This is a genomic window from Novosphingobium sp. BL-S-20, assembly GCF_055521635.1.
The window spans coordinates 319,316-342,500 of the sequence record NZ_CM145493.1; the positions used below are offsets into that span (position 1 = coordinate 319,316).

Below are 23,185 nucleotides of genomic sequence, written 5' to 3' on the forward strand. Positions count from 1 at the left end.
GGAGGCTCCCGCGATGTCTCCGATATGCGCAATCGAGCGTCGGAACTGCTGAGTTGAGGCAAGTTTACATCTGAAACTATCGGTTTTCCCGGATGCAGAATGCTCCGAAAGAACCGATCCGAACATGTTCCCTTAACTTTTTCATTCGCCTTCGGTCTTGCCAAGACAAGGAATGCGGCTGGTTTGGTGGAATAGTACAAAAGTATACTTTCCGCGCTTTTAACGTATCCGAAAGTCTCCACTTGATTGCCGTCGTATCGGCTATTTCTCCATGTCGGATCAATTTCGAGAAAGGCTATCATCCATACGCAACATGGCTGTTCAGCCGTTTGGATGAGCCAAATCGGATCTTCGGGGCAGTCGGTTCGGTGGGGCAATTGGGCCGGTTTGCGTAGGCGCAAGGGGCCAAGGGGGAAATGAGCATGCGGCTCGGTTCGAAAGCGAAGCTGACGATCGGCGTGGGGCTGGTTGCAGCGTGCAGCTTCGCCTTTCTCGGCGTTCGTGAACTGGGCCGCGCTGCCAGGCCGGTGACCGCCGCCGCCGCGCGCATTCCTCTCGCCCGGGCGGAGCCTTCGTTCACGGTGCTGGCGGCGACAACCCGCGACATCAAGGTGGGCGAGACGATCACCGCCGACATGATCCGCAACGCAAGGTCCGATCCGGCACGTTTCCCCACGGCGGTTACGCCTGCGGAAATCATCGGCAAAGTGGCGACGAGCGACATCAGGGCCAATTCGCTGATCCCGCGCACTGCCATCGGGCAGGAAACCAAGCTGGCGATCCGCGTGCCTATGGGCATGCGCGCAATCAGCATCGACACGACCGCCGAAATCGCCGTGGCCGGCCTCGTGCGGCCGGGAGACCGGGTGGACGTGCAGGTCGTCTATCCCGGCGAGGATGCCTTGAGCGGGGCGCGGGCCAGCGGCGTCAGCCGCGCGCGCACTTTGCTCCAGATGGTGCCGGTGCTGGCGGTGGGCGAGGCCGTCGTCGGGACCCAGCCTGCCGCCGGCGTCGAAGGCGCGGTCAGCACGCCGCCGCCGCCCGCGCGCACGGTCACGCTGGCGCTTTCGCCCGAGCAGGTTTCGCAGCTTTCGCTGGCGAAGAGCACGGGTGCACTCACGCTCTCGCTGCGCAATCCCGGAGACAGTGTCGAAGTGGCGGTGGCGCCGGTCGCTTCCACGCCGCTGCCACGCCCGGCGCCTGCCTATGCCGCCGCGCCGGTCTTCGCGGCTCCAGCGCAAATCGCCGCGCCGCCGCCGCGCCGGGCTGAGCGACCGGCGCCCAAGCCCGCAGAGTCGAACGGCTCGCAGGCCATCGAACTCGTCGTCGGCGGCAATCGCCAGGTCATCTATTCCGGGAGTGCATCGCAGTGAAAGCCCTGATCGCCTCCTGTCTCCTGGCCGGTTCGTCGCTGCTGGCCGTTCCGGCGCAAGCGCAGGGCCGGGCGGACGAGCAGCAGGAACTGCTCCAGATCGACGACCAGCGCACCCTGTCCTTCGACAAGAGGGTCGGCCGGGTGGAAGTCAGCCGCGAGAACGTGATCGCCATTTCCGCGCCGACGCCGCAGTCGATCCGCATCAAGGCGCTGGCGGTGGGTGACGCCGTGCTCACCGTCTTCGCGCGCGACGGCACCGTCATGGCTGAGCGCACCGTGCGGATCGGCGGCTCCGGGCTGACCGGGCAGGGCGCCACCTATCGCCCCGGCGAGAAAGTGGTGGCGGTAGACGTTCAGTTCGCCGCCGTGTCCAGCTCGACGCTCAAGGCGCTGGGCTTCAGCTTCTCAAAGCTGGCGGGCGACCTGCAAGGCGCGGTGATCGCACCGAGCACGCTCAACAGTTACAGCATGGGCAGCGGCGGTCTCAGCATCGATGCTGCCGCGCCGCTTCAGAGTGCGTTCAACCTGTTCCTGTCCTCGCGCAACCACGGCATCGGTGCGGTGTTGAGCGCGCTTTCGTCCAACGGCCTGTCGCAGCTGCTGGCGCAGCCGACCCTGCTGGTCCGCTCGGGCGAGCAGGCCAGCTTCCTGGCGGGCGGCGAGTTTCCGGTGCCGGTGCCGCAGAACTCGGGAACGGGCAATTCGATCTCGATCGAATACAAGGAGTTCGGCGTCCGCCTTTCGGTCACGCCCTATGTCCTCTCCTCCGACCACATCGTGCTGAAGCTAGCGCCGGAGGTCAGCGAGCTGGACTACAACAACGGCGTCCAGCTTCAGGGATATACCGTGCCCGGTATCCGCCGCCGCTCGGCGGAGACGACCGTGGAACTCGGCAGCGGGCAGAGCTTCGTGATCGCCGGGCTGAACTATACGAACAGTGCGATCACCAAGGAAAAGGTGCCGCTGCTGGGTGACCTGCCGGTGCTCGGCGCCTTCTTCAAGCGGCAGCAGAACCAGAAGGAGCGTCAGGAACTCATCATCGTCGCGACGCCGCGGCTGGTCGAGCCGGGCACGACGCCGGTCGCGCTGCCGAGCCTGCCCGGCAATCCCGACCCCAGCATCGGCCAGATGATCGTCGGCAACGACGGCGTCGAGCAATCCGTCAAAACCTTCGGCGTCGTGAGGCCCTGACATGCCCAAAATCCACCTTCTTTCGGTAGACCGCACTTTGGCCCAGCGCCTGTCCGATGCCATGGGCGAGCACGTTGCGGTCGAGATGGTCCAGTCGCTGGAGCACAGCGATCTCGACGGCCCCGGCATCGTCGTGATCGACCATGCTTCGGTTCCGGCCGAGCGTTCGCTCTCCTCCTCGATCGGCGAAGTCGCGCAGATGGCGCCGGGCCGCGCGGTCGTGGTCGCCACCGAGGACATGTATGCCGGGCAAGTGCTTCAGGCGATCCGCGCCGGGGCCGCCGATGTCCTGCCGCGCGGGGCCGGGGGCGCGGAAGTCTCCGAGATCCTGACGCGGGTGATGAACAGTTCGCTTGCCACCCAGGGCAGGCTGGGCCGCCTGACCATCGTGCTCGGCAACGACCGTGAGGCGCTGCCGATGCTGGCGACCGACATGGCGCTGGCCTACAGCCTCGACCAGACGCCGACCCTGCTCGTCGATTTCACCCTGCCCACCAGCACGGCCGAGGCCTATCTCGACCTCAAGGCGGACTACGGCATCGCCTCGGCAGTGGCCGATCTCGACCGCATGGACACCAGCCTGCTCTCCGATGCACTGGCGCGGCACGAGGCGAGCGGGCTTTCGCTGCTGACTTTCGATGGCGGCACCGGCAGCGAACCGGCAGGCGTCGGCCCCAACGACGTGGTCGGACTGATCCAGCTGCTGCGCGCCAATTTCGCGCAAGTCGTGGTCTCGGCGGGCAGCCTGCGCCATGGCGGACTGCTGCGCGAGCTGGCCTCGCAGGCGCAGGCGATCGAGATCGTGTGCAGCCAGTCGATCCGCGAACTGGAATCCTGCCGCCGCCTGCTCGACAAGATCGCGCTCGATACCGCCAGCACCAATCGCATGCGTCTGCTGGTCTGGGACTTCGAGCCGCGCATTCTGCTCGACGGCCGCCGCATGGCCGATGTGCTCGGCGTCGAGGCAGTGATGGGCGTGCCGGTCGACCGGGTGCGGGCGGCCAATGCGCTCAACGCCGGTCGCCCGCTGAGCTTCGACCGCGAGAGCGGCCCTTACCTCCAGGCCGTGCGCCGCGCCTGCAATATCGCCGCTCCGGCCAAGTCCGGCAGCAGCATCGAGCGCATGCGCCGCGCGATCCTGCGGTCGGTGGAGCGCAGCGCATGAGTCTCCTGACCACCGAGGAACTGCAGGAAGGCTTCGCAGCCGACCGCCGCAAGCCCGCGGTGGCCCAACCTTCCGCCCAGCGCATGAGCGACAGCTATCAGGCGGTCAAGGCAGTCACCTGCCAGCAGGTCATCGAACAGCTCGAAGCGCAGGGCATCACCGCGGAATCTCTCGACCAGCGGACGCTGCGGCAGGAAATCGAACAGGTCATCAACAGCCGCAGCCGCCGGGGCCAGCTGGCGCTCAACAGCGCCGAGCGGCTCTTGCTGATCGAGGACGTGGAAGACGAAGTGGTCGGTCTCGGTCCGCTCGCGCCGCTGCTGCGCGACGGAACCATCGACGACATCATCGTCAACGGCGCCCATACGATCTACGCCGAGCGTGGCGGGCTATTGGAACGCGTCGAGACGCGCTTCCGCGACGATGCGCACCTGATGAACATCATCCAGCGCATCGTCGGCCCGATCGGCCGCCGCGTGGACGAGGCGACGCCGTTCTGCGACGCCCGCCTCGCGGACGGATCGCGCGTCAACATCGTCATCCCGCCGATCGCGCTCGACGGCCCCCTGGTCTCGATCCGCAAGTTCCGCCTTCAGGCCCTGACGCTGGACGACTGCGTGGCGGGCGGCGTCATGAGCTCCGCCATGGCGACCTATCTCGCCGCCGCCGTCCACTCGCGGCTCAACGTGCTGATCTGCGGCGGTACCGGCGCGGGCAAGTCGACCCTGCTCAACGTGCTTTCCGGCTGCATCAGCAACCGCGAACGCCTCGTCACCATCGAGGACGCGGCCGAGCTGCAACTTTGCCAGGACCATGTCGTGCGGCTGGAAACCCGTCCGCCCAGCGTCGATGGCAGCCGCGAGGTCAGCGCGCGCGATCTCGTCCGCAATGCCCTGCGCATGCGGCCCGACCGCATCATCCTGGGCGAAGTGCGCGGCGTGGAGGCGGTGGAGATGCTCCAGGCCATGTCCACCGGCCATGACGGCTCGATGGCGACGCTCCACGGCAATTCCCCGCGTGATGCGCTGGCCCGCCTCGAAATGCTGCTCGGTTTCGCAGGCCAGCAGAACGATGTGCGCGCGGTGCGGCGTTTCGTGGCGAACAGCGTCCATGTGATCGTCAATATCCAGCGGCTTTCGAGCGGCGTGCGCCGCATCACCTCGATCAGCGAAGTGACCGGCACCGAGGGCGATGCCTTCACCCTCAACGAACTGTTCCGCTTCGACGAGCAGCCGCCGATGTCGGGCGAAGGCACGTTCCAGACGCTTTCGCCGCGGCCCTACCATGCCGCGCGGCTCAAGGACTATCCGATGCCGGGCGTGGTTCAGGCCATCGGGCAAGGCGCGGGTCTCGCCGGAAATCTGGCCGGAAGCGGGGCCAGAAACGGGGGAGTCGCAGCCGGATGGTGAGGGGCGCCGCCTATCTGATCCTGGCCCTGCTGATCCTGGGCGCGGTGCTCTTCGCTCTCGTGAGCGAGCGGGCGCGCGGCCTTGCGGCGATCGACCGGCGGCTGGCAAGTCTCGCCGCGCCCGGCACCGCGCCGGCGCGCACCTCGGCGGTCGTTTCGGTGCCGGAACGCATTGCCCCGCTGTTGGCGCAGGCCCAGCTCGAAGTGACCGTGCAGACCGTCCGCATCCTCGCCGCTGCGGGACTGGGGCTGGTGGTCGTCGTCCTGCTCGCGGCGGGACCGGCCTTCGCGCTGGCGGTGCTGCTCGGCCTGCCGATGGCTGCGCTTTCGTGGCTGCGCAGCCGCGCCCGCAAGCGCATCGACGCCCTGACCGAGGCGCTGCCACTCTATCTCGACGGTGTGCGCCAGCTTCAGGCCGTGGGTAATTCGCTCTCGCAGGCGCTGGCCCGCGCGCTCGCCGATGCTTCGCCGGTGGTGCGCTCCTACTTCGACACCGCCGCGCGGCGGCTGGAAATGGGCGCGCCCGTGGCCGAGACGATGCAGCAGTTGGCCGACCGCATCCAGGTTCCCGAAGTATCGATGATCGCCGCCGCCATCCGCACCAACTTGCGCTACGGCGGCTCGATCGGCGCGGTGTTCAACAACCTCGCCCATATTCTGCGCGAACGCCTGCGCATCCGCCGCGAACTCGTGGCGGCGACCTCCGAGGCCAAAGTCAGTTCCCGCGTGCTGATCGCGATGCCGCTGCTGGCGATGGCCGGCCTTGTCATGATGAACCCTGCCTATCTCGACTTCTTCATCAAGGACCCGCGCGGGCAGTGGCTCTCGATGCTGGCGCTGGGGTTGGAAGCGATCGGCATCCTCATCATCCGCCGCATGCTGAGGCTGGACTTCTGATGCCCGCGCTCGCACCTCTGCTGCTCTTCGCGCTGGCCGTCGGCAGCCTGATCCTTGTCGTTCAGGGCGTGCGGATGCTCGATGCCGACACCCGCCTGCGCCAGCGCATCGACGGGCGCGCGGGGCTGTCGAGCGGCGCTGCTGCATTCCGCTTTCCCCTGCCGCGCTTCTTCGTGGTGCGTGGCCGCGACCGCGAGGAAGTGGAGCAGAAGCTGCGGAAAGCCGGTTACTTCGAGCCGGGCGCATTGGAGGCTTTCGCCTGGCTGCGCCTCGCCGCGACCGTTCTTGTGGCGCTGGCCTCGATGCTGACCTGTTTCCTGCTGAACGGGAATCCGCTCCGCCCGATGTTCCCGACGCTGGCGCTGTCCGGCCTGACCTACATCGGCGCCAAGTACGTGCTGCGTATGCGCGCCGCCTCGCGCGAGCGCATTCTCACGGCCGAATTCCCGTTCCTGCTCGACCTCATGCTGATGATGCTGGAAAGCGGCGTCTCGCTTGACCAGTGCTTCCGCGGCATCGCCCGCGAGGAGCGCGTGGCGGTGCCGAACCACGCCCGGCTGGTGGCCATGCTGGTCGAGGATCTCGATCGCGGGCAGGACTACCAGCTCGCCTTCGACCGCTGGGCCTCGCGCGTGGCCGTCACCGGCTCGCGGGAACTGGCCACGGTGTTCCGCCAGTCGCTGTTCCACGGGATGGAGTTGGTCCCGGCCCTGCGCGAATTCGTGCGCGAATTCTCCCAGCGCCGCGTCGCCCGCGCCCGCGAGGCGATCGGCGCGATCACCGTGCGCATGGTGATCCTGATGCTCGTGTTCTTCATGCCGGCGCTGTTCATCGTGCTCGCAGGCCCGCCGGTCGCCGCCATTCTCGACACTTTGGGGAGCGTCAAGGGATGACCGATCGCCGCCTGTTTCCCGCTCTCTTTGCTGCCCTTGCGCTGGCCGGAGGCATCGCGGTGTCGCCCCCGCTGGCGGGCGAGGTCATGGCTGCCGAGGCGTCTGGCGCCGAAGTGTCCGGCTCGACCCGACAGCTCTACCTGGTGCTGATCCAGCAGGCGCGCAAGGACGGCCGCCAGCGCGCCGCGCTCGCCTTCCTCGACGATTTCGACCGTCAGTATCCCGGCGACCGGGAATCACGCTTCCTGCGGATCAACTGCCTGCTCGATCTTGGGCAGACCGATCAGGCCGAGGCCGCCCTCGCGCAGATTTCCGCTTCCGACCGCAGCGCCGAGGCTTTCGCGGTGCGCGGCCATGTCCTTGCGGCGCAGGGGAACTGGCTGGCGGCGGCGGAGCAATACCGCGCGGCTCAGCGGGTCCGGCCCGCCGATGCGCTGGCCAGCAATGCGCTGGGCTATGCGCTGCTGCGCGGCGGCGAACCAGCGCAGGCGGTGGAAGCGCTCAAGGCCGCGCGCGATCTGGCGCCGGGCAACGAAGTCGTGCGCAACAATCTCGCACTGGCACTGACCATGGCCGGACGGCGCGGCGAGGCCGATGCCCTGCTGGCGAGCGTCCGCGATGCCTCGGCCCGAGCGGCGCTGCGTGCGCAAGTCGCGGACCAGGCCGCGCAGTTGCTCGCGCCGCCTGCAACCGCCTCTCGGGAGAACTGACGTGGCCAAGCACCGAGCACGCCTCCGCAATCGCCTGAAACTGCGCCCGCTGCGGCAACTGGGCGGCGATGAGAGCGGCGTCATCGCGCCGATGGTGGCCGTGCTCGGCGTTTCGCTGCTCGGCGCCGCCGGTCTCGCGCTGGACGTGGGCCTTTACTACCAAGGCAACCGCGACTTGCGCGCGGCGACCGAAGCAGCGGCACTGGCTGCGGCGATGGACCCCTACAATGCGAAGACCCGCGCCGAGGACTACCTGAAGCGCAACGGCTACGATGCCGCCGTGCTGAAGACGGTCGAGACCGGCCGCTATTGCGCGGATATCGGCACGGCGGCGGGCCAGCGCTTCGATCCGACGATGGCCCGCTGCCCCGGCAACGGCCTGCGCAATGCCGTGCGCCTGACCACCGACAAGCCGAGCCGTCGTTTCCTGACCGGCGTTCTCGGCGATGCCAGCCCGATTCCCGATCTCGGCGCCACGGCTTCCGCCGCGCGGATCGACGAAGCGGGTGTCAGCGTCACCTCCGATGTCCTCACCAAGGTCGTCTCGCCGCTGCTCGATCCGGTGACCGATCCGCTGGTCAGTGTCGTGAACAATCTGCTGGGGTCGCTGCTGGGCATTCCGATCGCGCTCGGCCGGAACGATGTCCGCTACCTGATGAAGGGCAATGTCGATGCCGGGACTTTCTTCGACAACCTCGCCGCCAAGGAGGGTTTCGAGGGCACTTACGGCGAACTGGTGAACCAGTCGCACAAGCTGAAGGACGTGGCCGAGGCCGCCGCAGCCGCTGCCGACACGCCCGAAACCGCCGCCGCGCTGAGCGAGTTCGCGCGCCAACTGGGCGGCAGCAATTATAGCGTACCGTTCAAGGGCCTCTACAGTCTCGGCGTCTGGCAGAACATGCCGGTGGGGGAGGCCGACGAGAAGCCGGGGCTGCGGGCAGGCATGAACGCCTATTCGCTCGTAACTTATGCGGTCCAGTCAGGACCGACCGCCATCGATCTGTCCAAGGCGGTGGGGCTGCTGGTGACCGGCAATACGGTCAAGATCGGCCTCGTATCGAGCGGCGCGGGCGACCGCCCCCGTTTCGCCTTCGGGCCGGTTGGTGAAGCCAAAGTCGGCACGTCTGCCTTGCGGATCGGGATCATGATCGATCTTCCTGTCAATCTGATCGGTCTGGCTTCGGTGAATGTCCATCTTCCGGTCATTGTCGACGTCGGCGCGGCACAGGCCGAAGTGAGTGCGATAAATTGCACAGGCTCGACCGAACAGGCCCGCGATACGACCGTGGCGGTTCGTGTGAAATCAGGCGCCGTGAACGCCTATATCGGCGACACCGCCTTCGATCCCATGGAAAAAACGCTGCCGGTGATGGGAGCAAGCGATATTCGGCAGGCCAAAATTGCCAGCGTGAACCTGCTGGGCGGCGTGATTTCGGCTGATGTGAAGGGCAAGGCGGTGGTGCAGCCCGTCACGGGAACCGGTGCCAGCGACGAGGCAATGATGTTCGGCACGGGAGCCGAGGGGGCCACGACGCCGGCGACCCCGCAGACGATCGGCAATTCGGTCCAGATCGGGCAGACTCTGAGCAGCGTTACCACAAGCCTGCTTGGATCGGACGGACTGGATGTCGAGGTGAAGCTCCTCGGCACCTGCCTGATCGCCTGCGACCTTCTCAAGTCCTCGGGGCTGGCGACAGTGACCGGCACGGTACTGCCTGCGGTCGTTGGGCCGGTAACGGATCTGCTCGGTAACACCGTCGATCCGTTGCTGACGAACCTGCTGGCGGCGCTGGGGGTCCAGGTCGGCAGCGCCACTGTGTTGACCACCGGCGCACGCTGCGGAGTGCCTGTTTTGATTTGACGTTTTTGAAGACCGTTTCCGGTGCCCTCCAACCGGTTACGGAATTTTAATCGGAGGAATGGGGAGTACCTGAGTCATGATTACCCTTCGTAAGCTTTTTACGCGTCTTATTGGCGACGAGCGTGGCCTTACGGCAGTAGAATACGCAGTTTTGGGAGCGATTGTTGTGGCGGCAATTGGCGGCGTGGGAAGTACTTTTGGTACCGATCTTCAAGGTGCCTTCAACAATCTGATTCAGACAACGCCTTAATTTCTGGCGAGAGACATGAAACTCAAGGTAGTCAACATGTTGTCTCTCTTGAAATGCAAGCGCGGCTTGGCGGCGCTGGAGTTCGTCATTCTGGCTCCGGCGCTGCTGGCCCTGGCTTTCGGGATCATCGTCTACTCGATCTATTTCAGCGCCTTGATCGGCGTGCGGCAGGCGGCGGCCGAGGGGGCGCGGGCTGCCGTTGCCGGGCTTTCCACGCCCGAGCGCATCGAACTGGCGGAGACGCGGGCGAAAGAGGTTGTCGCGGGCTACGGCGGTATTCTGGGCGGCGATACAACCCCGGTAGTAACCGCTTCGTCGGATGGAGTGGGTGTCTTCAAGGTAAAAGTCAGCTATAACATGGATGGCAGTCCAATAATGAAATATGGGAAATTCGTTCCCCTGCCATCACCGGACCTGGAAGCAAGTGTCGTGGTAACCAATGGGGGATACTGAATGGCTGGTCTGAGTTATTTTAACTTGGCCCTGATGATCGTTCTTCTCCTTCCGGCAGTCGTATTGCCGTGGGAGGGGCGTCGTCCGCCTGATCTTCTCTACGTCACGATCGCTGTCGGCGGTCTGGCTTTTGCTGCGCTGGGCGGCGGCGTTGCGGCGCTGGGCTGGTCGATTCTGGCCGGGCTGGGCTGCCTGGCCGTCGTTGCGGGCGGAGTGACCGCCCTGCGCGCCGCCACCGGCCTGCAACTCCTGACCGGAAGCCAGATCAAGCTGCTGGCTGCCGGGGCGATCTGGCTCGGCCCGCTCGGCGCGCTGACCATGATCGCGATCACGGCGCTGGCGCTGCTGCTCGTGGCAACGGTCCGGCAGTTCCGTCCGATTGCGCGTCGACCCGATTCGGGCGCGATCGTGGCCGTCGCCATCTTTTGCGTGGGGCTGCAACAGGTCCTGCCGGGAATCTAGCGAAGAAGTCGAGAATCTGAGGAAACCTCCGGAAGAGACGCCTCCGGAAGAGACGAGGGCGATTGCTGATGAATGTGATGAACCCAAGCTGGCGTTCGCGCCTTGGCGCCATTCTCAATCCTGGCCAGCCTCATGCCGAGCCGGGGTACGATGCCGCCATGGACGATACGACACCGCCGGAGCCGGTGCTCATCGTCGACGATGACGAGGACTTCGCCAGCGAATGCGCGTTCAGCCTGAAGCTGATGGGCTACGAACCGCTCGTGGCGACGAGCGTCGAGGAAGCCCTCGCTCTGTTCGAGGTCAACGAGATCTCCATCGCCATCGTCGATTACAACATGCCCGGCCAGGACGGCATCGCCCTGATCCACACGCTGGGCCAGAACGCGGAAGCGCGCGGGCTGCGGCTCCAGTTCATCATGGCCACCGGCTATGCCAGCAAGGACGTGGCCATCGATGCGATGCGGGCTTCGGCCGTGGATTTCCTGGAAAAGCCGATCGGGCAGTCCGACTTGCGGCAGGCCTTGCAGCGGATCAAGGGGCTGCGCCAGACGCCGGATGCGCGCGAATCGCTGCTCGGCAAGATGTCTAGCCTCAGCACCGAATTGCAGCGTCTGGCCATGCTGATGGACGACCCTGCCGCACAGCCGAAGTTCCGCGCGGGCGATCTCGATCCTGAACCCGAAGCGATCACTCCGGCTCCGCTCGCCGAAATTCCGGTGATTCCCGAGGCCGGCCAGCTGACCGACTATATCCGCGAACTTCTGCGCAAGGAGATGAAGCGGCGCGAGATCGGCGGCGGCGAGCTGTTCGGCGATCCGGCTTGGGAGATGCTGCTGGACCTCCTGCTTGCGAAGATTGAAGGGCGCCGGGTCTCGGTGTCGAGCGCCTGCATCGCGTCGGGCGCGCCGATGAGCACGGCGCTGCGGCTGGTGCGGCGGCTGGTGGGCGAGAACGTCCTGTGCCGCCTTCCCGACGAGCACGACCGGCGCCGGCACTTCCTGGTCATCAACCCGAAGTTCGAGGGGCCGCTGCTCGATTATCTGACCGAACAGCTGCGCCAGCGCGGCAAAACAGGCGGAAAGTGAGCGCTATCGGTCCCGATTGAACGCTTTGTTTACATACGTCGGTTAGCTAAGTGCCATTCTTCCCGACGCGAACCGACGATGACCATAGAACCCCGTACAATGCTGTTCATGACGAATGCCGTCGCCTTCGTGGCTTCGGCATTCCTGCTGTTCGAATGGCATCTGCTGCGCGAACGGTCGCTGGCCTACTGGAGCGGAGGTTTTGCCGCGATCGTCCTGGGTTGCGCGATCACGCCAATGCGCGAGGAAGGCTACTTCATCGTCGGCGTCTGGATGGCCAACGGGCTGCTGGTCACGGCGCATATCGCCTTTCTGTTCGGGACGGCCTCCTTTGTGGGATGCCGGATTTCCCTGGCCTGGACTGCGGCGCTTGCGGCTTGGGCATTGATGCTCGCGGTGCCCGACGGTGCGTCGCATACGCAGATTCTCTCGATGATGAATGCGCTGCTGGTGGCAGTGCTGTCGCTGAAATCGGCACATCTGCTGGGCGGGCTTCGCCAGCGTCGCAACCCCGATTCGGCGCTGCTGGCTTTCGCCTTTGCCGCCCATGGTGGTTTCTATCTCATCAAGACGATCACCGCGTTCCTGCCCGGCGCTTTCGTGGATCTCTCTCGCTATAGCGGCATCATGATCTCGGTCTCGCTATTCGAGGGGATCATGATGGAAGTCGCGCTGGCGCTGTCGATCGTTGGCGCGTTGAGGCGGCGGCGTGAGCGCAGTATCGTGCGGCTGGCCGAGCAGGACCCGCTGACCGGCCTGCTCAACCGCCGGGGCTTCGATACGCGGGCGGGCGCCGTTCTGGCGAACGAACGCGGATCGGTGGCGCTGCTTCTGCTCGATATCGATCACTTCAAGTCGATCAATGACGGCTATGGCCACCCCGAAGGTGATCGTCTGCTGGTGGCTCTGGGGGTATTCCTCAATTCGACGCTCCCCGCACGGGCGATCTCTGCGCGGCTGGGCGGCGACGAATTTGCGATTCTTCTGTCTGATACCGACGCTTTTGCCGCCCTGACTCTGGCCAAGGCGCTGTGCCGGGGCTTCGCGCGTGTCGGCGGCGGCCGCGGCAACGGCGGAACCCTGAGCATCGGCTGCGCGACTCATTCGGCGGGGCAGATCGATCTCGAAGTGCTGGCTGCCGTTGCCGATCGGGCCCTTTACGATGCCAAGCGGCAGGGGCGAAATCGATCGAGCCACCGCGAAGTCGGGCGCGAGGCGTCGAATATGCCGGTCGGTTCGGAAGAGGAACTGCCGTTATGCGCAGTGCTGCCTTTGGTGTCCGCGGGGCCGGATGGGACAAAGACGCGCGAGGCGATGCCCGGGCGTTAAGTGCCCGTTTGAAAATTCATTCGATTGCATTGCAAGGTATCGTCGAAATAGGCACCTGTTTGATCGCGAACACGCAAAGGTCGCTTGAGAAAGATTTACGAAACCAATACCTCACAGGCTTGGATTATCGCTTTGGACCGGGGGGGACAAACTTGCGATCGAGCTACCGCGAATTGCGAAGTCGGGAGTTTCATGATGCGGCACGGCCGTCCAGCGCGAAAGGCGGGAGTTTCCGCCTGCGCGACTTCTTGCCTGCCGCGGCCCTTCTCGTTGCCGGACTCGCGGCGCTTGCGATGGCTTCGATCTGGAATGAGGCCACCGACGACAAATTCGTTGTCGTGACGCCGCCGGGCTGGTCGCTGGGGCACACCCTGGCCATAGTTCGTGCCGCAGATGGCCGCCTGGTGCGCGCTGGAAACTTCACCAACATCGTTTTCGCGTCCTCCAGCGATCCGCACTTCGCGTCCCGACTCCGTGCCGCCGGCGCATGGCTGGTCGAATCCGCACCGTTGGCGCCGGGATGTTCTCCCGCTTCGAAAGACTCTCCATCGTGAACGTCGTGCTAGACAGGTTGCGCAAGCAGTTCGGCCATCTGCTGGTCCCGTTGCTGTGGGGACATGTGCTGCTGCAGGCAGTCGTGGCCCAGGCCATGGGTCTTTCCGCGCTGAAGGCCGGCCTTGCCGCTGCTGCCGTGGCGGGGGCCTATCATCTGACCTGGCGGCGCTTCGGCACCGCTCCGGCCACGCGCTATCTCTCGGCGGTGGCGCTCATGGCCGAGCCGGCCATGCTACTGTTCCTCCTGCGCGGGCACCCGTGGCAGATGGACATGCATATGTATTTCTTCGCGATGCTGGCGCTGACGATCGCCTGGCTGGACCGGACGGCGATCCTCGTCGCCGCCACCGCCATCGCCGCGCATCACGTCCTGTTGCTCTATCTTCTGCCTTATGCGGTGTTCCCGGGGGCGGGCAATCTGGAGCGCGTGCTGCTCCATGCCACGATCGTCGCCTTCCAAACCGGCGTACTGGTCTGGTTGAGCGACATGCTGCTCGCCAGCTTCGAGCGCAGCGCGCGGATGGGCGAGGAGATCGTCGCCAAGAACGCCGCGCTGGAAGAGCGCACGCGCGAAGCCGAGGAAGCGACGCGGGCGAAAAGCATGTTCCTGGCCAATATGAGCCACGAAATCCGCACGCCGATGAATGCGATCCTGGGCTTCTGCCACCTTGTCTCGCGCACTGAACTCGACGACCGCCAGCGCGGCTATGTCGAGCGGATCGGCAGTGCGGGTACGTCGCTGCTCCGCCTGATCAACGACATTCTCGACTATTCGAAGAACGAGGCGGGCAAGCTCTCTCTGGAAGCGCGGCCTTTCGACTTGCGCGCGGCGGTGACCGGGCAGGTCCAGTTGCTGTCCGTGGAGGCTGCGGCAAAGGGCGTGCGGATCGTTTCGCAGGTCGATCCCGGGCTTCCCGCGGCCGTGGTGGGAGACGAACTGCGGTTCTCGCAAGTGGTTCTCAACCTGCTCAGCAATGCCGTGAAATTTTCCGATCGCGGGGTGGTGACGGTCGCGGTGGACCTGGTCGCTGCCGGGGAGGGCGCGGTGGAGATCGCGCTCTCGGTGCGCGACCACGGCATCGGCATGACCCCGGAGCAACAGGCCGGGCTGTTCCGCTCCTTCACACAGGGCGACAATTCCACCACACGGCGTTTCGGCGGCACCGGCCTGGGACTGGCCATCTGCCGCCAGATCGTCGAGCAGATGGGCGGCGATATCCGGGTGGAAAGCGCGCGGGGCCGGGGCAGCATCTTCACGTGCAGCATGCATTTCGCCGCCGTGCATGGCCCTGAAGAGGCGCGACCTGCCGAGCATATCCAGGCGCTGCGGGTCCTGGCCGCGGATGACAACGCCGCCGCCCGCCAACTCGTCGAGGAAATCTTTGCAGGCTGGAACATGGCGGTTGATCTCGTCTCTTCCGGCGAGGAAGCCGTGGCGGCTTTCGGCAGCGCTGCGGGGCGTGACGAGGATTACGATCTCGTTCTGCTCGACTGGAAGATGCCGGGGATGGACGGCATGGAAGCGGTACGCGAATTGCGCCGCATGCAGCACGGCGCATCCGCCCCGGTGACGCTGATCGTCACCGCCTATGCGGTCGACGAGATGGTAGCTGAAGCCGGCGCGGCAGGCGTCTCAGCCTTCCTGACCAAGCCGATCGAGCCGCATGTCCTGCTGGAAACGATCACCTCGCTCTTCGCGGCAGGGCCGAAAGTCGAGCGCGCTCCCATCCCGTCTGCGCCGCTGCCGATCGAGGCTGCTGCTGCGGACGGCCGTGTCGATCCCCAATTGCGGGGGCTGCGGGTGCTGCTGGTCGAGGATAACGAGATCAACCGCGAGATCGCCACGGAACTGCTCACCCATGCCGGGCTCGTCGTCGATTGTGCCGAGAACGGCCGGATCGCCTGCGACCGGGTGGCCTTGCACGGTCGAGGTTATGCGGCCGTCCTCATGGACGTGCAAATGCCGGAAATGGATGGGATCGAGGCGACCACCGTCATTCGGCGGACCTGGCCTGCCGAGGAACTGCCGGTGATCGCGATAACCGCCCATGCCTTTTCGGCGGAACATCAGCGCTGCCTCGACGTCGGGATGAACGATCACGTTTCGAAACCGGTCGATCCCGAGCAGCTTATCCATACGCTCAATCGCTGGCTGAAGCCGGGCCGCGAGGGGACGCTGCCGAAGCGCGGAACCGGGGCTGCACCTGCGCCCGGGGCGGACCACTTGCCGGATCGACTAGGCCCCTTCGATGTGACCGCGGCGCTGAAGCGGGTGAACGGCAAGGCGTCTCTGCTGCGCAAACTCATCATCAGTTTCGCCCGGACTTATGCTTCGGCCGGGCAGGAGATTCGCGCGCATATCGCTACCGGAAGGATCGCAGAAGCACGGCGGCTGGCGCATAGCCTCAAGGGCGTGGCGGGTTCGCTGGAACTGCACGAACTTCAGGCTCAGGCGGCAGAAGTCGAAGGAGGGCTGGCGCGGGATGACGCGGATGGGCAGGACGCGGGCAGGATCGAGGGGGCACTCTCCAGGCTCGAACCGGCGCTGGCCGCCGCCGTCGAGGCCGGGCGCAGCCTTGCAGATGTGCCGGAAATCGAACCGGAGGTGCCGACGGCCGATGTCGATATCCGCGAGAGTGCCGAGGAAGCGCGTGAAGGCTTGCGCGCTTTGCTGCTGCGCCGGAGCCTCGGCGCGCGGCCCGCGTTCGACCGATTGGCCCGGTCCATGAATCTCACCGAAGCCGAACGCCTCGGTCACCCCCTCTACCAGGCGCTGCAACGGCTGGACTATGCGCGTGCGCTCGTACTGCTCGATGCACTGCCGGGCGGAAATCCAGGACAATCTCTCCCGCAAGGAATCCCTTCGTGACCAAAGCGACCATCCTCGTCGTCGATGACGATGTGGCCAATATCGAGATCATGAACGCCGTCCTGGAGGACGACTACGACGTCTGTTTCGCCACTTCGGGCGAAGAGGCGATGGAGACGGCGCGCAGCGTCGATCCCGACCTGATCCTGCTCGATGTGATGCTGCCTGGGGTCGACGGTTTCGAGGTCTGCCGCCAGCTCAAGGTCGATCCGGTCCTGGCCGACGTGCCGGTGATCTTCATGACCGGGTTGGGCGATACCGAGGACGAGATGCGCGGGCTGTCGCTCGGTGCGATCGACTATGTCGCCAAGCCGATCCAGCCCGCGATCCTGCGCGCACGGGTGGGCAACCATGTCGAACTCAAGCGCCTGCGCGACAAGCTGGCCGAACTGGCGGTGACCGATGCCCTAACCGGGCTCAGCAACCGCCGCCAACTGGAACGCACACTGGAAGGCGAATGGGTGCGATTGTGCCGGACCGGGGACTGGCTCTCGGTGGTCATGCTCGACATCGATTTCTTCAAGCAGTTCAACGACACTTACGGCCATGTCGCGGGAGACCGCTGCATCGTCATGATCGCCGCTTCGCTCAATCGGGCGCTGCGGCGGATGACGGCGGTGACGGCGCGTTATGGCGGCGAGGAGTTCGTCTGCATCCTGCCGGGCGCTGATCCGGCCACCGCGCGGATCGTAGCGGAGGAAATCCGCCGCCAGGTCAATGCGCTCCAGATTCCGCACGAGACTTCGGGCGCGGGGCCTTGCGTCACGGTCAGCATCGGCGTGGCCAGCGCGCGCTGCACCGGCGAGACCGCGCCCGAACGCTGGATCGCCGAGGCGGACAAGCAGCTCTACCTGAGCAAGGTCGGCGGCCGCGACCGGATCGTTGCGACCGAATTCGAGGCCAACTGCGTGGTCTGAAAAAAAAAAAGGCCGCCCCGGATCGAAATCCGGGACGGCCTTTTTCATGCTTGTGCGAGGGTCAGGCCGGTTCGGCGACGCATTCCTGCATCAGGCGCTCGGCGGTACGGTCGGCAACCGTAGAGGGTGCCAGACCGTCACGCGCGGCTTCTTCCAGCACAGCGGCAACGCGCGGGCCGATGCGGACGACGCGCTGGCGCACTTCGTCGGCGCTTTCGTGCAGATATTCGGCGGCGACGTTGATGATGCCACCGGCATTAGCGACATAGTCGGGCACATACGTCACGCCGCGGGCGAGCAGCACGTCGGCCATGTCCTCGCTGGCGAGCTGGTTGTTGGCAGCGCCGCAGACCAGGCGGGCCTGGAGCGCGGCGACGGTGGCGGTATCGAGCGCGCCGCCCAGCGCGCAGGGCGCGAAGACGTCGGCGGCGACACCGGCGATTTCGTCGATCGAGACCACGCGGGCGGCATGGCGCTCGGCCATCTGCGCGCAGCGGGCCGGATCGATGTCTGCCACGACGAGTTCGGCGCCCGCTTCGGCCAGAAGGTCGCACAAGTGCGCGCCGACATTGCCGACGCCGAGCACCGAGACGACCTTGCCCCACAGGGTGCTGCCGGACTGGAAGGCGACGGCGGCGCGCATCGCCTCGAACACGCCGAGCGCGGTCCAGGGCGAGGGATCGCCACCGGCGCGGCCGGGCAGGGCGGTGCGTCCGGCGACATGGCTGGTGCGGCGGGCGATCGCTTCCATGTCGGAAACGGTGGTGCCCACGTCCTCGGCGGTGACGTAGCGGCCTTCGAGGCGCTCGACGGCCTCACCGAAGGCTTCGAACAGGGCGGCGCGATCGAACGTACCGGCGGGGCGGCGCAGCACGGCCTTGCCGCCGCCGAAGGGCAGTTCGGCCATGGCGTTCTTGTAGCTCATGCCTTCGGCCAGACGCACGGCATCGGCCATGGCGGCGCTTTCGTCCGCATAAGTCCAGAAGCGGCAGCCACCGGCGGCGGGTCCGCGTGCGGTCGAGTGAATGGCAATCACGCCGTCTAGGCCGGCTGCTTCGTCGTAGAGACGGACATATTCCATCGGCGGCGTCATGCGGCTGGCGCGGGCGACCATTTTCGAACTCCAGTCTGGATGGCGAGATTGCCGCGGGCCTTATGACAGGTTCATGCGGGGCATTCTCACCTCATTTTACGTGTTTTCGGGCCATTTCCAAGGAAGACTGGCCTCGTAAACACTGATATGAGGATAAAATGACCGATCTTGATCCTTACGAGCGGAAGATTCTTCGCGAGCTTCAGCGCGACGCGAGTCAGACCACGGCGCAGATCGCGGAGCGGGTCGGGCTGTCTTCCTCCCCCTGCTGGCGGCGCATCGACCGGCTGGAGCGGGAGGGCTACATCAAGCGGCGGGTGGCGCTGGTCGACCGCAAGAAAGTGGGCCTCGATGCCCATGTTTTCGCGCAAGTGAAGCTCAATGCCCATGGCCGCGCCAACCTCGACGAGTTCTCCGCCAAGATACGGGAATTTCCCGAGGTGCTCGACTGTTACGTGCTGATGGGTTCGATCGACTTCCTGATCCGCGTGGTGGCCGCCGATATCGAGGCTTACGAGAAGTTCTTCTTCGAGAAGCTCTCGCAGCTTCCCGGCGTACAGGAACTCAATTCGATCGTCGCCCTGTCCGAGATCAAGGCGACCACCGAACTACCGATCTGACGAGCGGTTCGCGGTGCGGTGACCGGACTCTCAAGCCGCTTCGGCGGTTTCGGTCGCGGCAACAGTGCCGGGCGCCGCGCTTCGCAAGGTGCGTGCAGGAAGCGGCAGCAGGGTCAGGCCCGCTCCCGACAGGATCAGCGCCAGATCGATCGCGAGCGAGCTGGCCGGATGCGCGCCTGCCAGCAGCATGTGCCCGGCCCCCGTCGCCAACAGCGCCAGTCCCAGAGCGACTCTTGCGCGGCGCGCGGTCACGGCTTCGGGGCGGGAGGTCGCGATGGCGAGGCCGACCACGAGCAGGCCCCAGAATGCCGGGACCAGCGGTGCCTGCGCGCCCATTGCCGCGCGCAGCCAGTAGGCCAGCACGAGCGCCAGCGGGCTGCCCCAGATCGTCACCACCCATTGCGCCTCCAGTCGGGGCGAGGCTTTTCCGCGGGCGTGGCGCTTCATCAGCCAGAGCGTCGTGCCGGTCGATATGATCGCGCAGAGTGCGAGGCCGAAGAGGAACCAGAGAAGTTCCCCGGGAATGCCGCCGAAAGTGCCGAAATGCATCTTGTAGATCGAGGCGACCGCCTGCTGCCCGGTCCGCCCGTCGGACAGGCCGACATGGCCGCGATAGGTGCCCTTGCCGTCGAACACATATGTCTCGCCGTAGATCAGGCGGCGTTCGTGGTCGGCGAGGACAGAGATCTGCTGGCCTGCCGTGCCCGGCGTCTCGACCGTCACGTAAGTCACGCGGTACTGCGGGTGGTGCGCGGCCATCCATCTCAGTGCACGGTCGGCGCGGGCCATCGGGGCGGGGCTGGCGTCGGCCTTGGGCTCCATGCCGAAGAGGGGGCCGTAGGCGGCTTCGAAGTCGCCGCCGTGCCGTTCCGCCGCGATGGTCAGGAACACCAGTTGGCCGAGGCCGAGCATCGCGCCGGTGAAGCCCAGCGCGGCGATGAAGGGCAGCAGCCAGACGCCGAAGCGGTTGTGGAGGTCCGACCGGCTGAGCTGCCGCCTTCCGCGCAGCCTCATCCGGAAGGCGTCGCGGAAGATGCGCGGATGGGCAATCACGCCGGTCACCGTCGCGGCGCAGAGCATCACGCCCAGCGCGCCGGTGACCAGCAGGCCCCAGAACATCGGCAGGTGCAGATAATAGTGCAGGGCGAGGACGAATTCCGTCCAGGCATGGGCCTCAGGCGCGTCGTAGGCTCCGGCGGCATCGACATAGGCGGCGCCGTTGTCGGTAGTGACGACGGTGCGGGGCAGGCCCTCGGTCGGCAGGTGGATGAAGGCGTGGGTGGTCGGCTTGCCCTGCCGCGCGGCGATTCCCTCCAGCGCACGCTGGGCCGCCTCCGGCGTGATCGCGGACATTTCGGCGGCGGCCGGTTCTTCCCAGCGTTGCAGGTATTCCTGGAAAACCGCCAATGCGCCCGACAGGCAGACGAGATAGAGCGCCGCGCCGATCAGCAGCCCGATCGCCGCATGGCCGGACAGGGCGCGCTGCACCAGTCCTTCGGGCGGCTTCACCGTGCCAGCCATGTGATTCCTCCCAGCAGAACCAGACAGAGCGGGGCCGCAGCCATTGCGGTCAGCTTCCTGCATGTCATCTGCCAGCTTGCCACTGCCAGCCACAGGAGGGGAAGCAGGAAAAGCGCCAGCGCGGAGGCATCGGCCTCGCTGCCGCCGGAGCGGAACAGCGCCCGCTGCGCGGTCCATGCGAGGAACAGGGAGGCGGCGAGGTCGGCCAGGACGACGATGACGAACACGCCGAACCGCCGCGCCACGTCCGCCCAGTCGACCGCGCCCGGCGGCAGCGGTGCGGCGGCCCGCTCGCGCATGGCCTTGTGCGGCGCGGCCGTCGCGATGGAGGCCTGCGTCAATATCGCCAGTGCCGTCACCATCGCCGCGCTGGCCCCTGCCGTCAGCCCCCAAGCTCCCTCACCGGCGGCCAGCACGATCGCGGCCATGGCCATCGCTGCCCAGGCGATCGCCACTAGGCCCTTGCTGCGCTGCCATCCGTATCGCAGCAGCAGCGGCCCGGCCACGCAGAGCGCCAGCGCGCCGGTGAGGGTCCCCCCGGACATCGTCAGAAGCTGAAGCCCAGCGTCCCGCGAACCGTGCGCGGCGCGCCGTAATAGGCCTGGTCCCACTGGAGGCTGGTCCAGTACTTCACGTTCGTCACGTTATCGAGGTTGAGCGCCAACGAGACGTTCTTCGTGACCTGATAGCGCGCCATGAGGTCGACGATGGCGTAGCCCTTCTGCTTCATCGTGGCGTCCTCTCCCTCGGCGATGAAATCCTCATATACATGGGAAATCCGGCTCTGGTAACGGGCCGAAACACCCATGCGCAGCTGGTCGAGCGAGGGTGGCGAATAGACCGCGCTCATGCGGATCGTGTGGCGCGGGATGAAGGCGCGGGCGTTGTCGCCCTCGTCATCCTCGATATCGACATAGGCATAGCCGCCCGAGAGCTGCAGTCCCGGCAGCGCCTCGCCGGCAATGTCCACTTCCACGCCCTGCGATCTGGCGTCGACGCCGCGGTAGAACGTGCCGCCGAGGGGCGGATCGAAGGGAAGCTGTTCGGGGACGTTGTCCTGCCTGGTCTTGAACACCGCGACGGCGGCGGTCAGCTTGCCGTCGTTCCATTCGCCCTTGATCCCCGCTTCGTAGGTTTCGCCTTCGAGCGGGTCCAGCGGCAAGCGGTCCGATCCGAGCTGCACTTGCGGGCTGAAGATCGTCGCATAGCTGGCATAGGCCGTGAGGTTGCCGGTGAGGTCGAAGGTCAGTCCGGCAAAGGGCAGGAACCGGGTGCGGTCGAAATTGTAGGGTGTGAGGTAGGATTCGCCGGTGCGCTTGGCATTGGTGACATTGCCGCCGACCATCACTTTCAACGGATCGGCCAGCGAGATGCGCGCCAGGCCGTAGGCGCTGGCGATCTTGGTCTTGAAGTCCGCCGTCACGGCATAGTCGCCGAAGTCCGGATAGGGGAAGTTGCCTGCGAATGCGGTATTGCCGGGCAGGGCGATACCGATGGCGCCGGCATCCACCGATTCCTGCTCCACCAGACGCGACTCGCCGTAGTTCACGCCGAGCACCACGTCGTGCTCCTGCCCGCCGAGTTGAATTTTCCCCGTAACGTGGGCGTCGATGGTGGTTTCGCGCAGGCGGTCGAGATAGGCGCCGGGATAGGAGAACAGGCCGTCGCCGGTTTCCGGGTCCTGTGCACCATAGACGTAGAACAGCTTGGAATCCTGGTTCCGCGCGCGGCGCAGGACGGAAACCTTGGCATTCCAGCCACCGCCGAAATCATGGGTGATATCGGCGAAGAGATTGCGGTCGAGCGATTGCCAGCGCGTCCACGGCTGGGCGGAATTGGTCGAGCGGGCGTAAGTGACCGGGGTGCCGTCGGCATAGAGAAACGGCAAGGCGCCCCAGCTCACGCCGCGCGGGTCGCTTTCCTGCCAGGAATATCCGGCGGTGACCACGGTGTCTGGGCCGAGATCCGCCGCCACAACGCCATAGAGCGTGAACAGCGAGGAACGATAGTAGTCGAGGTAGGAATCACCCGTGTCGTAGGCGCCGACGAAGCGGGTGCGGATGCTGCCATCCTCGGTGAGGGGCGCGTTCACGTCCACGTCGCCGCGGACATGGTCGAAGGAACCGTAGCTGAGGCTGGCGAAACCGCCGAGGTCGCGGGTCGGGCGCTTGCGCACGAAGTTGATCGCGGCCGAAGGATTGCCCGTCTGCGAAAGCAGGCCGGTGGCGCCGCGCACCACTTCCACACGGTCGAACAGCGCGGTGTCGATCGTGCCGTTCTGGAGGCCGTAGCTCAGCGGCTGGCCGAGGCCGTCGAACTGGAAGTTGACGATGTCGAAGCCGCGGGCGTTGTAATAGGTGCGGTCGGTCTCGGCGCTGTCCACGTTCACGCCGGTCGCCCGGCGCAGCAGGGTGTCGACGGTATCGAGGCCGAAGTCCTCGATCTGCGCGCGGGTGATGACGCTGACGGCCTGCGGCGTCTCGCGCAGCGAAAGGTCGAGGCGGGTGGTCGAGGCCTGCCCTTCGACC

The 23,185-nt window shown here is 66.0% G+C and carries 21 protein-coding genes (1 of these 21 only partly in view); 17 read left to right on the forward strand and 4 right to left on the reverse strand.

Annotated elements, in window-relative coordinates; all coding sequences use genetic code 11:
• Positions 1-416: 416 nt before the first annotated feature.
• From cpaB to ACZ1II_RS01460, 16 genes are all read left to right on the forward strand, one after another.
• Positions 417-1,373, forward strand: coding sequence for a Flp pilus assembly protein CpaB (cpaB, locus tag ACZ1II_RS01385; protein WP_465144036.1), 957 nt, complete (start codon positions 417-419; stop codon positions 1,371-1,373).
• Positions 1,370-2,566, forward strand: coding sequence for a type II and III secretion system protein family protein (locus tag ACZ1II_RS01390; RefSeq protein WP_465144037.1), 1,197 nt, complete (start codon positions 1,370-1,372; stop codon positions 2,564-2,566). Before cpaB ends, ACZ1II_RS01390 begins: the two co-directional genes overlap by 4 nt.
• Position 2,567: 1 nt before the next feature.
• Positions 2,568-3,731 (forward strand): AAA family ATPase, encoded by a 1,164-nt coding sequence (locus ACZ1II_RS01395; protein WP_465144038.1) that lies wholly within the window; start codon positions 2,568-2,570, stop codon positions 3,729-3,731.
• Positions 3,728-5,140, forward strand: a complete 1,413-nt coding sequence (locus ACZ1II_RS01400) for a CpaF family protein (RefSeq protein WP_465144039.1) — start codon at positions 3,728-3,730, stop codon at positions 5,138-5,140. The genes ACZ1II_RS01395 and ACZ1II_RS01400 overlap by 4 nt, the downstream gene beginning before the upstream one ends.
• The gene (locus ACZ1II_RS01405) at positions 5,134-6,036 is read left to right on the forward strand and encodes a type II secretion system F family protein (RefSeq protein WP_465144040.1); all 903 of its coding nucleotides are present in this window, start codon (positions 5,134-5,136) and stop codon (positions 6,034-6,036) included. Before ACZ1II_RS01400 ends, ACZ1II_RS01405 begins: the two co-directional genes overlap by 7 nt.
• Positions 6,036-6,929: a type II secretion system F family protein gene (locus ACZ1II_RS01410; RefSeq protein WP_465144041.1), complete on the forward strand. Its 894-nt coding sequence runs from the start codon at positions 6,036-6,038 to the stop codon at positions 6,927-6,929. The genes ACZ1II_RS01405 and ACZ1II_RS01410 overlap by 1 nt, the downstream gene beginning before the upstream one ends.
• Positions 6,926-7,639, forward strand: a complete 714-nt coding sequence (locus ACZ1II_RS01415; protein ID WP_465144042.1) for a tetratricopeptide repeat protein — start codon at positions 6,926-6,928, stop codon at positions 7,637-7,639. Before ACZ1II_RS01410 ends, ACZ1II_RS01415 begins: the two co-directional genes overlap by 4 nt.
• Before the next feature lies 1 nt (position 7,640).
• Positions 7,641-9,500: a pilus assembly protein TadG-related protein gene (locus ACZ1II_RS01420; protein WP_465144043.1), complete on the forward strand. Its 1,860-nt coding sequence runs from the start codon at positions 7,641-7,643 to the stop codon at positions 9,498-9,500.
• A gap of 76 nt (positions 9,501-9,576) precedes the next feature.
• Positions 9,577-9,750, forward strand: a complete 174-nt coding sequence (locus ACZ1II_RS01425) for a Flp family type IVb pilin (protein ID WP_465144044.1) — start codon at positions 9,577-9,579, stop codon at positions 9,748-9,750.
• Positions 9,751-9,765: 15 nt separating this feature from the next.
• Positions 9,766-10,203 (forward strand): TadE/TadG family type IV pilus assembly protein, encoded by a 438-nt coding sequence (locus tag ACZ1II_RS01430; protein ID WP_465144045.1) that lies wholly within the window; start codon positions 9,766-9,768, stop codon positions 10,201-10,203.
• A gap of 33 nt (positions 10,204-10,236) precedes the next feature.
• Positions 10,237-10,665: a hypothetical protein gene (locus tag ACZ1II_RS01435; RefSeq protein WP_465144046.1), complete on the forward strand. Its 429-nt coding sequence runs from the start codon at positions 10,237-10,239 to the stop codon at positions 10,663-10,665.
• Between the two features lie 68 nt (positions 10,666-10,733).
• On the forward strand, positions 10,734-11,753 hold the full coding sequence (locus tag ACZ1II_RS01440) for a response regulator (RefSeq protein WP_465144047.1): 1,020 nt from the start codon (positions 10,734-10,736) through the stop codon (positions 11,751-11,753).
• 78 nt (positions 11,754-11,831) lie between these two features.
• Positions 11,832-13,082, forward strand: coding sequence for a GGDEF domain-containing protein (locus tag ACZ1II_RS01445; RefSeq protein WP_465144048.1), 1,251 nt, complete (start codon positions 11,832-11,834; stop codon positions 13,080-13,082).
• Complete coding sequence (locus tag ACZ1II_RS01450) at positions 13,010-13,636, forward strand: hypothetical protein (RefSeq protein WP_465144049.1); 627 nt, start codon at positions 13,010-13,012, stop codon at positions 13,634-13,636. Before ACZ1II_RS01445 ends, ACZ1II_RS01450 begins: the two co-directional genes overlap by 73 nt.
• Positions 13,633-16,506: a hybrid sensor histidine kinase/response regulator gene (locus ACZ1II_RS01455; RefSeq protein ID WP_465144050.1), complete on the forward strand. Its 2,874-nt coding sequence runs from the start codon at positions 13,633-13,635 to the stop codon at positions 16,504-16,506. Before ACZ1II_RS01450 ends, ACZ1II_RS01455 begins: the two co-directional genes overlap by 4 nt.
• Positions 16,503-17,423 carry a diguanylate cyclase gene (locus tag ACZ1II_RS01460; protein ID WP_465144051.1) on the forward strand — a complete coding sequence of 307 codons (921 nt, stop codon included), beginning with the start codon at positions 16,503-16,505 and terminating at the stop codon, positions 17,421-17,423. The genes ACZ1II_RS01455 and ACZ1II_RS01460 overlap by 4 nt, the downstream gene beginning before the upstream one ends.
• A 61-nt stretch (positions 17,424-17,484) precedes the next feature.
• Here ACZ1II_RS01460 and ACZ1II_RS01465 read toward each other — a convergent pair whose 3' ends face one another.
• A complete protein-coding gene (locus tag ACZ1II_RS01465) occupies positions 17,485-18,537 on the reverse strand; it encodes a Leu/Phe/Val dehydrogenase (protein WP_465144052.1) in 1,053 nt (350 codons plus the stop codon).
• 137 nt (positions 18,538-18,674) lie between these two features.
• Here ACZ1II_RS01465 and ACZ1II_RS01470 point away from each other — a divergent pair, with 137 nt between their 5' ends.
• Positions 18,675-19,136 (forward strand): Lrp/AsnC family transcriptional regulator, encoded by a 462-nt coding sequence (locus ACZ1II_RS01470; protein WP_147221744.1) that lies wholly within the window; start codon positions 18,675-18,677, stop codon positions 19,134-19,136.
• 30 nt (positions 19,137-19,166) lie between these two features.
• Here the strand turns inward: ACZ1II_RS01470 and ACZ1II_RS01475 are convergent, their stop codons facing one another.
• The 3 genes in view from ACZ1II_RS01475 to ACZ1II_RS01485 are tightly spaced (at most 2 nt apart) and all read right to left on the reverse strand, a layout consistent with a single transcriptional unit that may run on beyond the window.
• Complete coding sequence (locus tag ACZ1II_RS01475; RefSeq protein WP_465144053.1) at positions 19,167-20,657, reverse strand: PepSY-associated TM helix domain-containing protein; 1,491 nt, start codon at positions 20,655-20,657, stop codon at positions 19,167-19,169.
• Positions 20,642-21,202 (reverse strand): hypothetical protein, encoded by a 561-nt coding sequence (locus ACZ1II_RS01480; protein ID WP_465144054.1) that lies wholly within the window; start codon positions 21,200-21,202, stop codon positions 20,642-20,644. The genes ACZ1II_RS01475 and ACZ1II_RS01480 overlap by 16 nt, the downstream gene beginning before the upstream one ends.
• A gap of 2 nt (positions 21,203-21,204) precedes the next feature.
• Positions 21,205-23,185 carry the 3' portion of a TonB-dependent siderophore receptor gene (locus ACZ1II_RS01485; protein ID WP_465144055.1) on the reverse strand. It continues 185 nt past the right edge of the window, so only the last 1,981 of its 2,166 coding nucleotides appear in the window; its start codon lies off the right edge, out of view — the gene reads right to left on this strand; the stop codon is at positions 21,205-21,207.

Bases quoted from the DNA above. Each gene is read 5' to 3' on its own strand.
- cpaB (WP_465144036.1), top strand. From the start codon at position 417: ATGAGCATGCGGCTCGGTTCGAAAGCGAAGCTGACGATCGGCGTGGGG.
- ACZ1II_RS01395 (WP_465144038.1), top strand. From the start codon at position 2,568: ATGCCCAAAATCCACCTTCTTTCGGTAGACCGCACTTTGGCCCAGCGC.
- ACZ1II_RS01400 (WP_465144039.1), top strand. From the start codon at position 3,728: ATGAGTCTCCTGACCACCGAGGAACTGCAGGAAGGCTTCGCAGCCGAC.
- ACZ1II_RS01405 (WP_465144040.1), top strand. From the start codon at position 5,134: ATGGTGAGGGGCGCCGCCTATCTGATCCTGGCCCTGCTGATCCTGGGC.
- ACZ1II_RS01410 (WP_465144041.1), top strand. From the start codon at position 6,036: ATGCCCGCGCTCGCACCTCTGCTGCTCTTCGCGCTGGCCGTCGGCAGC.
- ACZ1II_RS01415 (WP_465144042.1), top strand. From the start codon at position 6,926: ATGACCGATCGCCGCCTGTTTCCCGCTCTCTTTGCTGCCCTTGCGCTG.
- ACZ1II_RS01425 (WP_465144044.1), top strand. From the start codon at position 9,577: ATGATTACCCTTCGTAAGCTTTTTACGCGTCTTATTGGCGACGAGCGT.
- ACZ1II_RS01430 (WP_465144045.1), top strand. From the start codon at position 9,766: ATGAAACTCAAGGTAGTCAACATGTTGTCTCTCTTGAAATGCAAGCGC.
- ACZ1II_RS01435 (WP_465144046.1), top strand. From the start codon at position 10,237: ATGATCGTTCTTCTCCTTCCGGCAGTCGTATTGCCGTGGGAGGGGCGT.
- ACZ1II_RS01440 (WP_465144047.1), top strand. From the start codon at position 10,734: ATGAATGTGATGAACCCAAGCTGGCGTTCGCGCCTTGGCGCCATTCTC.
- ACZ1II_RS01445 (WP_465144048.1), top strand. From the start codon at position 11,832: ATGACCATAGAACCCCGTACAATGCTGTTCATGACGAATGCCGTCGCC.
- ACZ1II_RS01450 (WP_465144049.1), top strand. From the start codon at position 13,010: ATGCGCAGTGCTGCCTTTGGTGTCCGCGGGGCCGGATGGGACAAAGAC.
- ACZ1II_RS01465 (WP_465144052.1), bottom strand. From the start codon at position 18,537: ATGGTCGCCCGCGCCAGCCGCATGACGCCGCCGATGGAATATGTCCGT.
- ACZ1II_RS01470 (WP_147221744.1), top strand. From the start codon at position 18,675: ATGACCGATCTTGATCCTTACGAGCGGAAGATTCTTCGCGAGCTTCAG.
- ACZ1II_RS01475 (WP_465144053.1), bottom strand. From the start codon at position 20,657: ATGGCTGGCACGGTGAAGCCGCCCGAAGGACTGGTGCAGCGCGCCCTG.
- ACZ1II_RS01480 (WP_465144054.1), bottom strand. From the start codon at position 21,202: ATGTCCGGGGGGACCCTCACCGGCGCGCTGGCGCTCTGCGTGGCCGGG.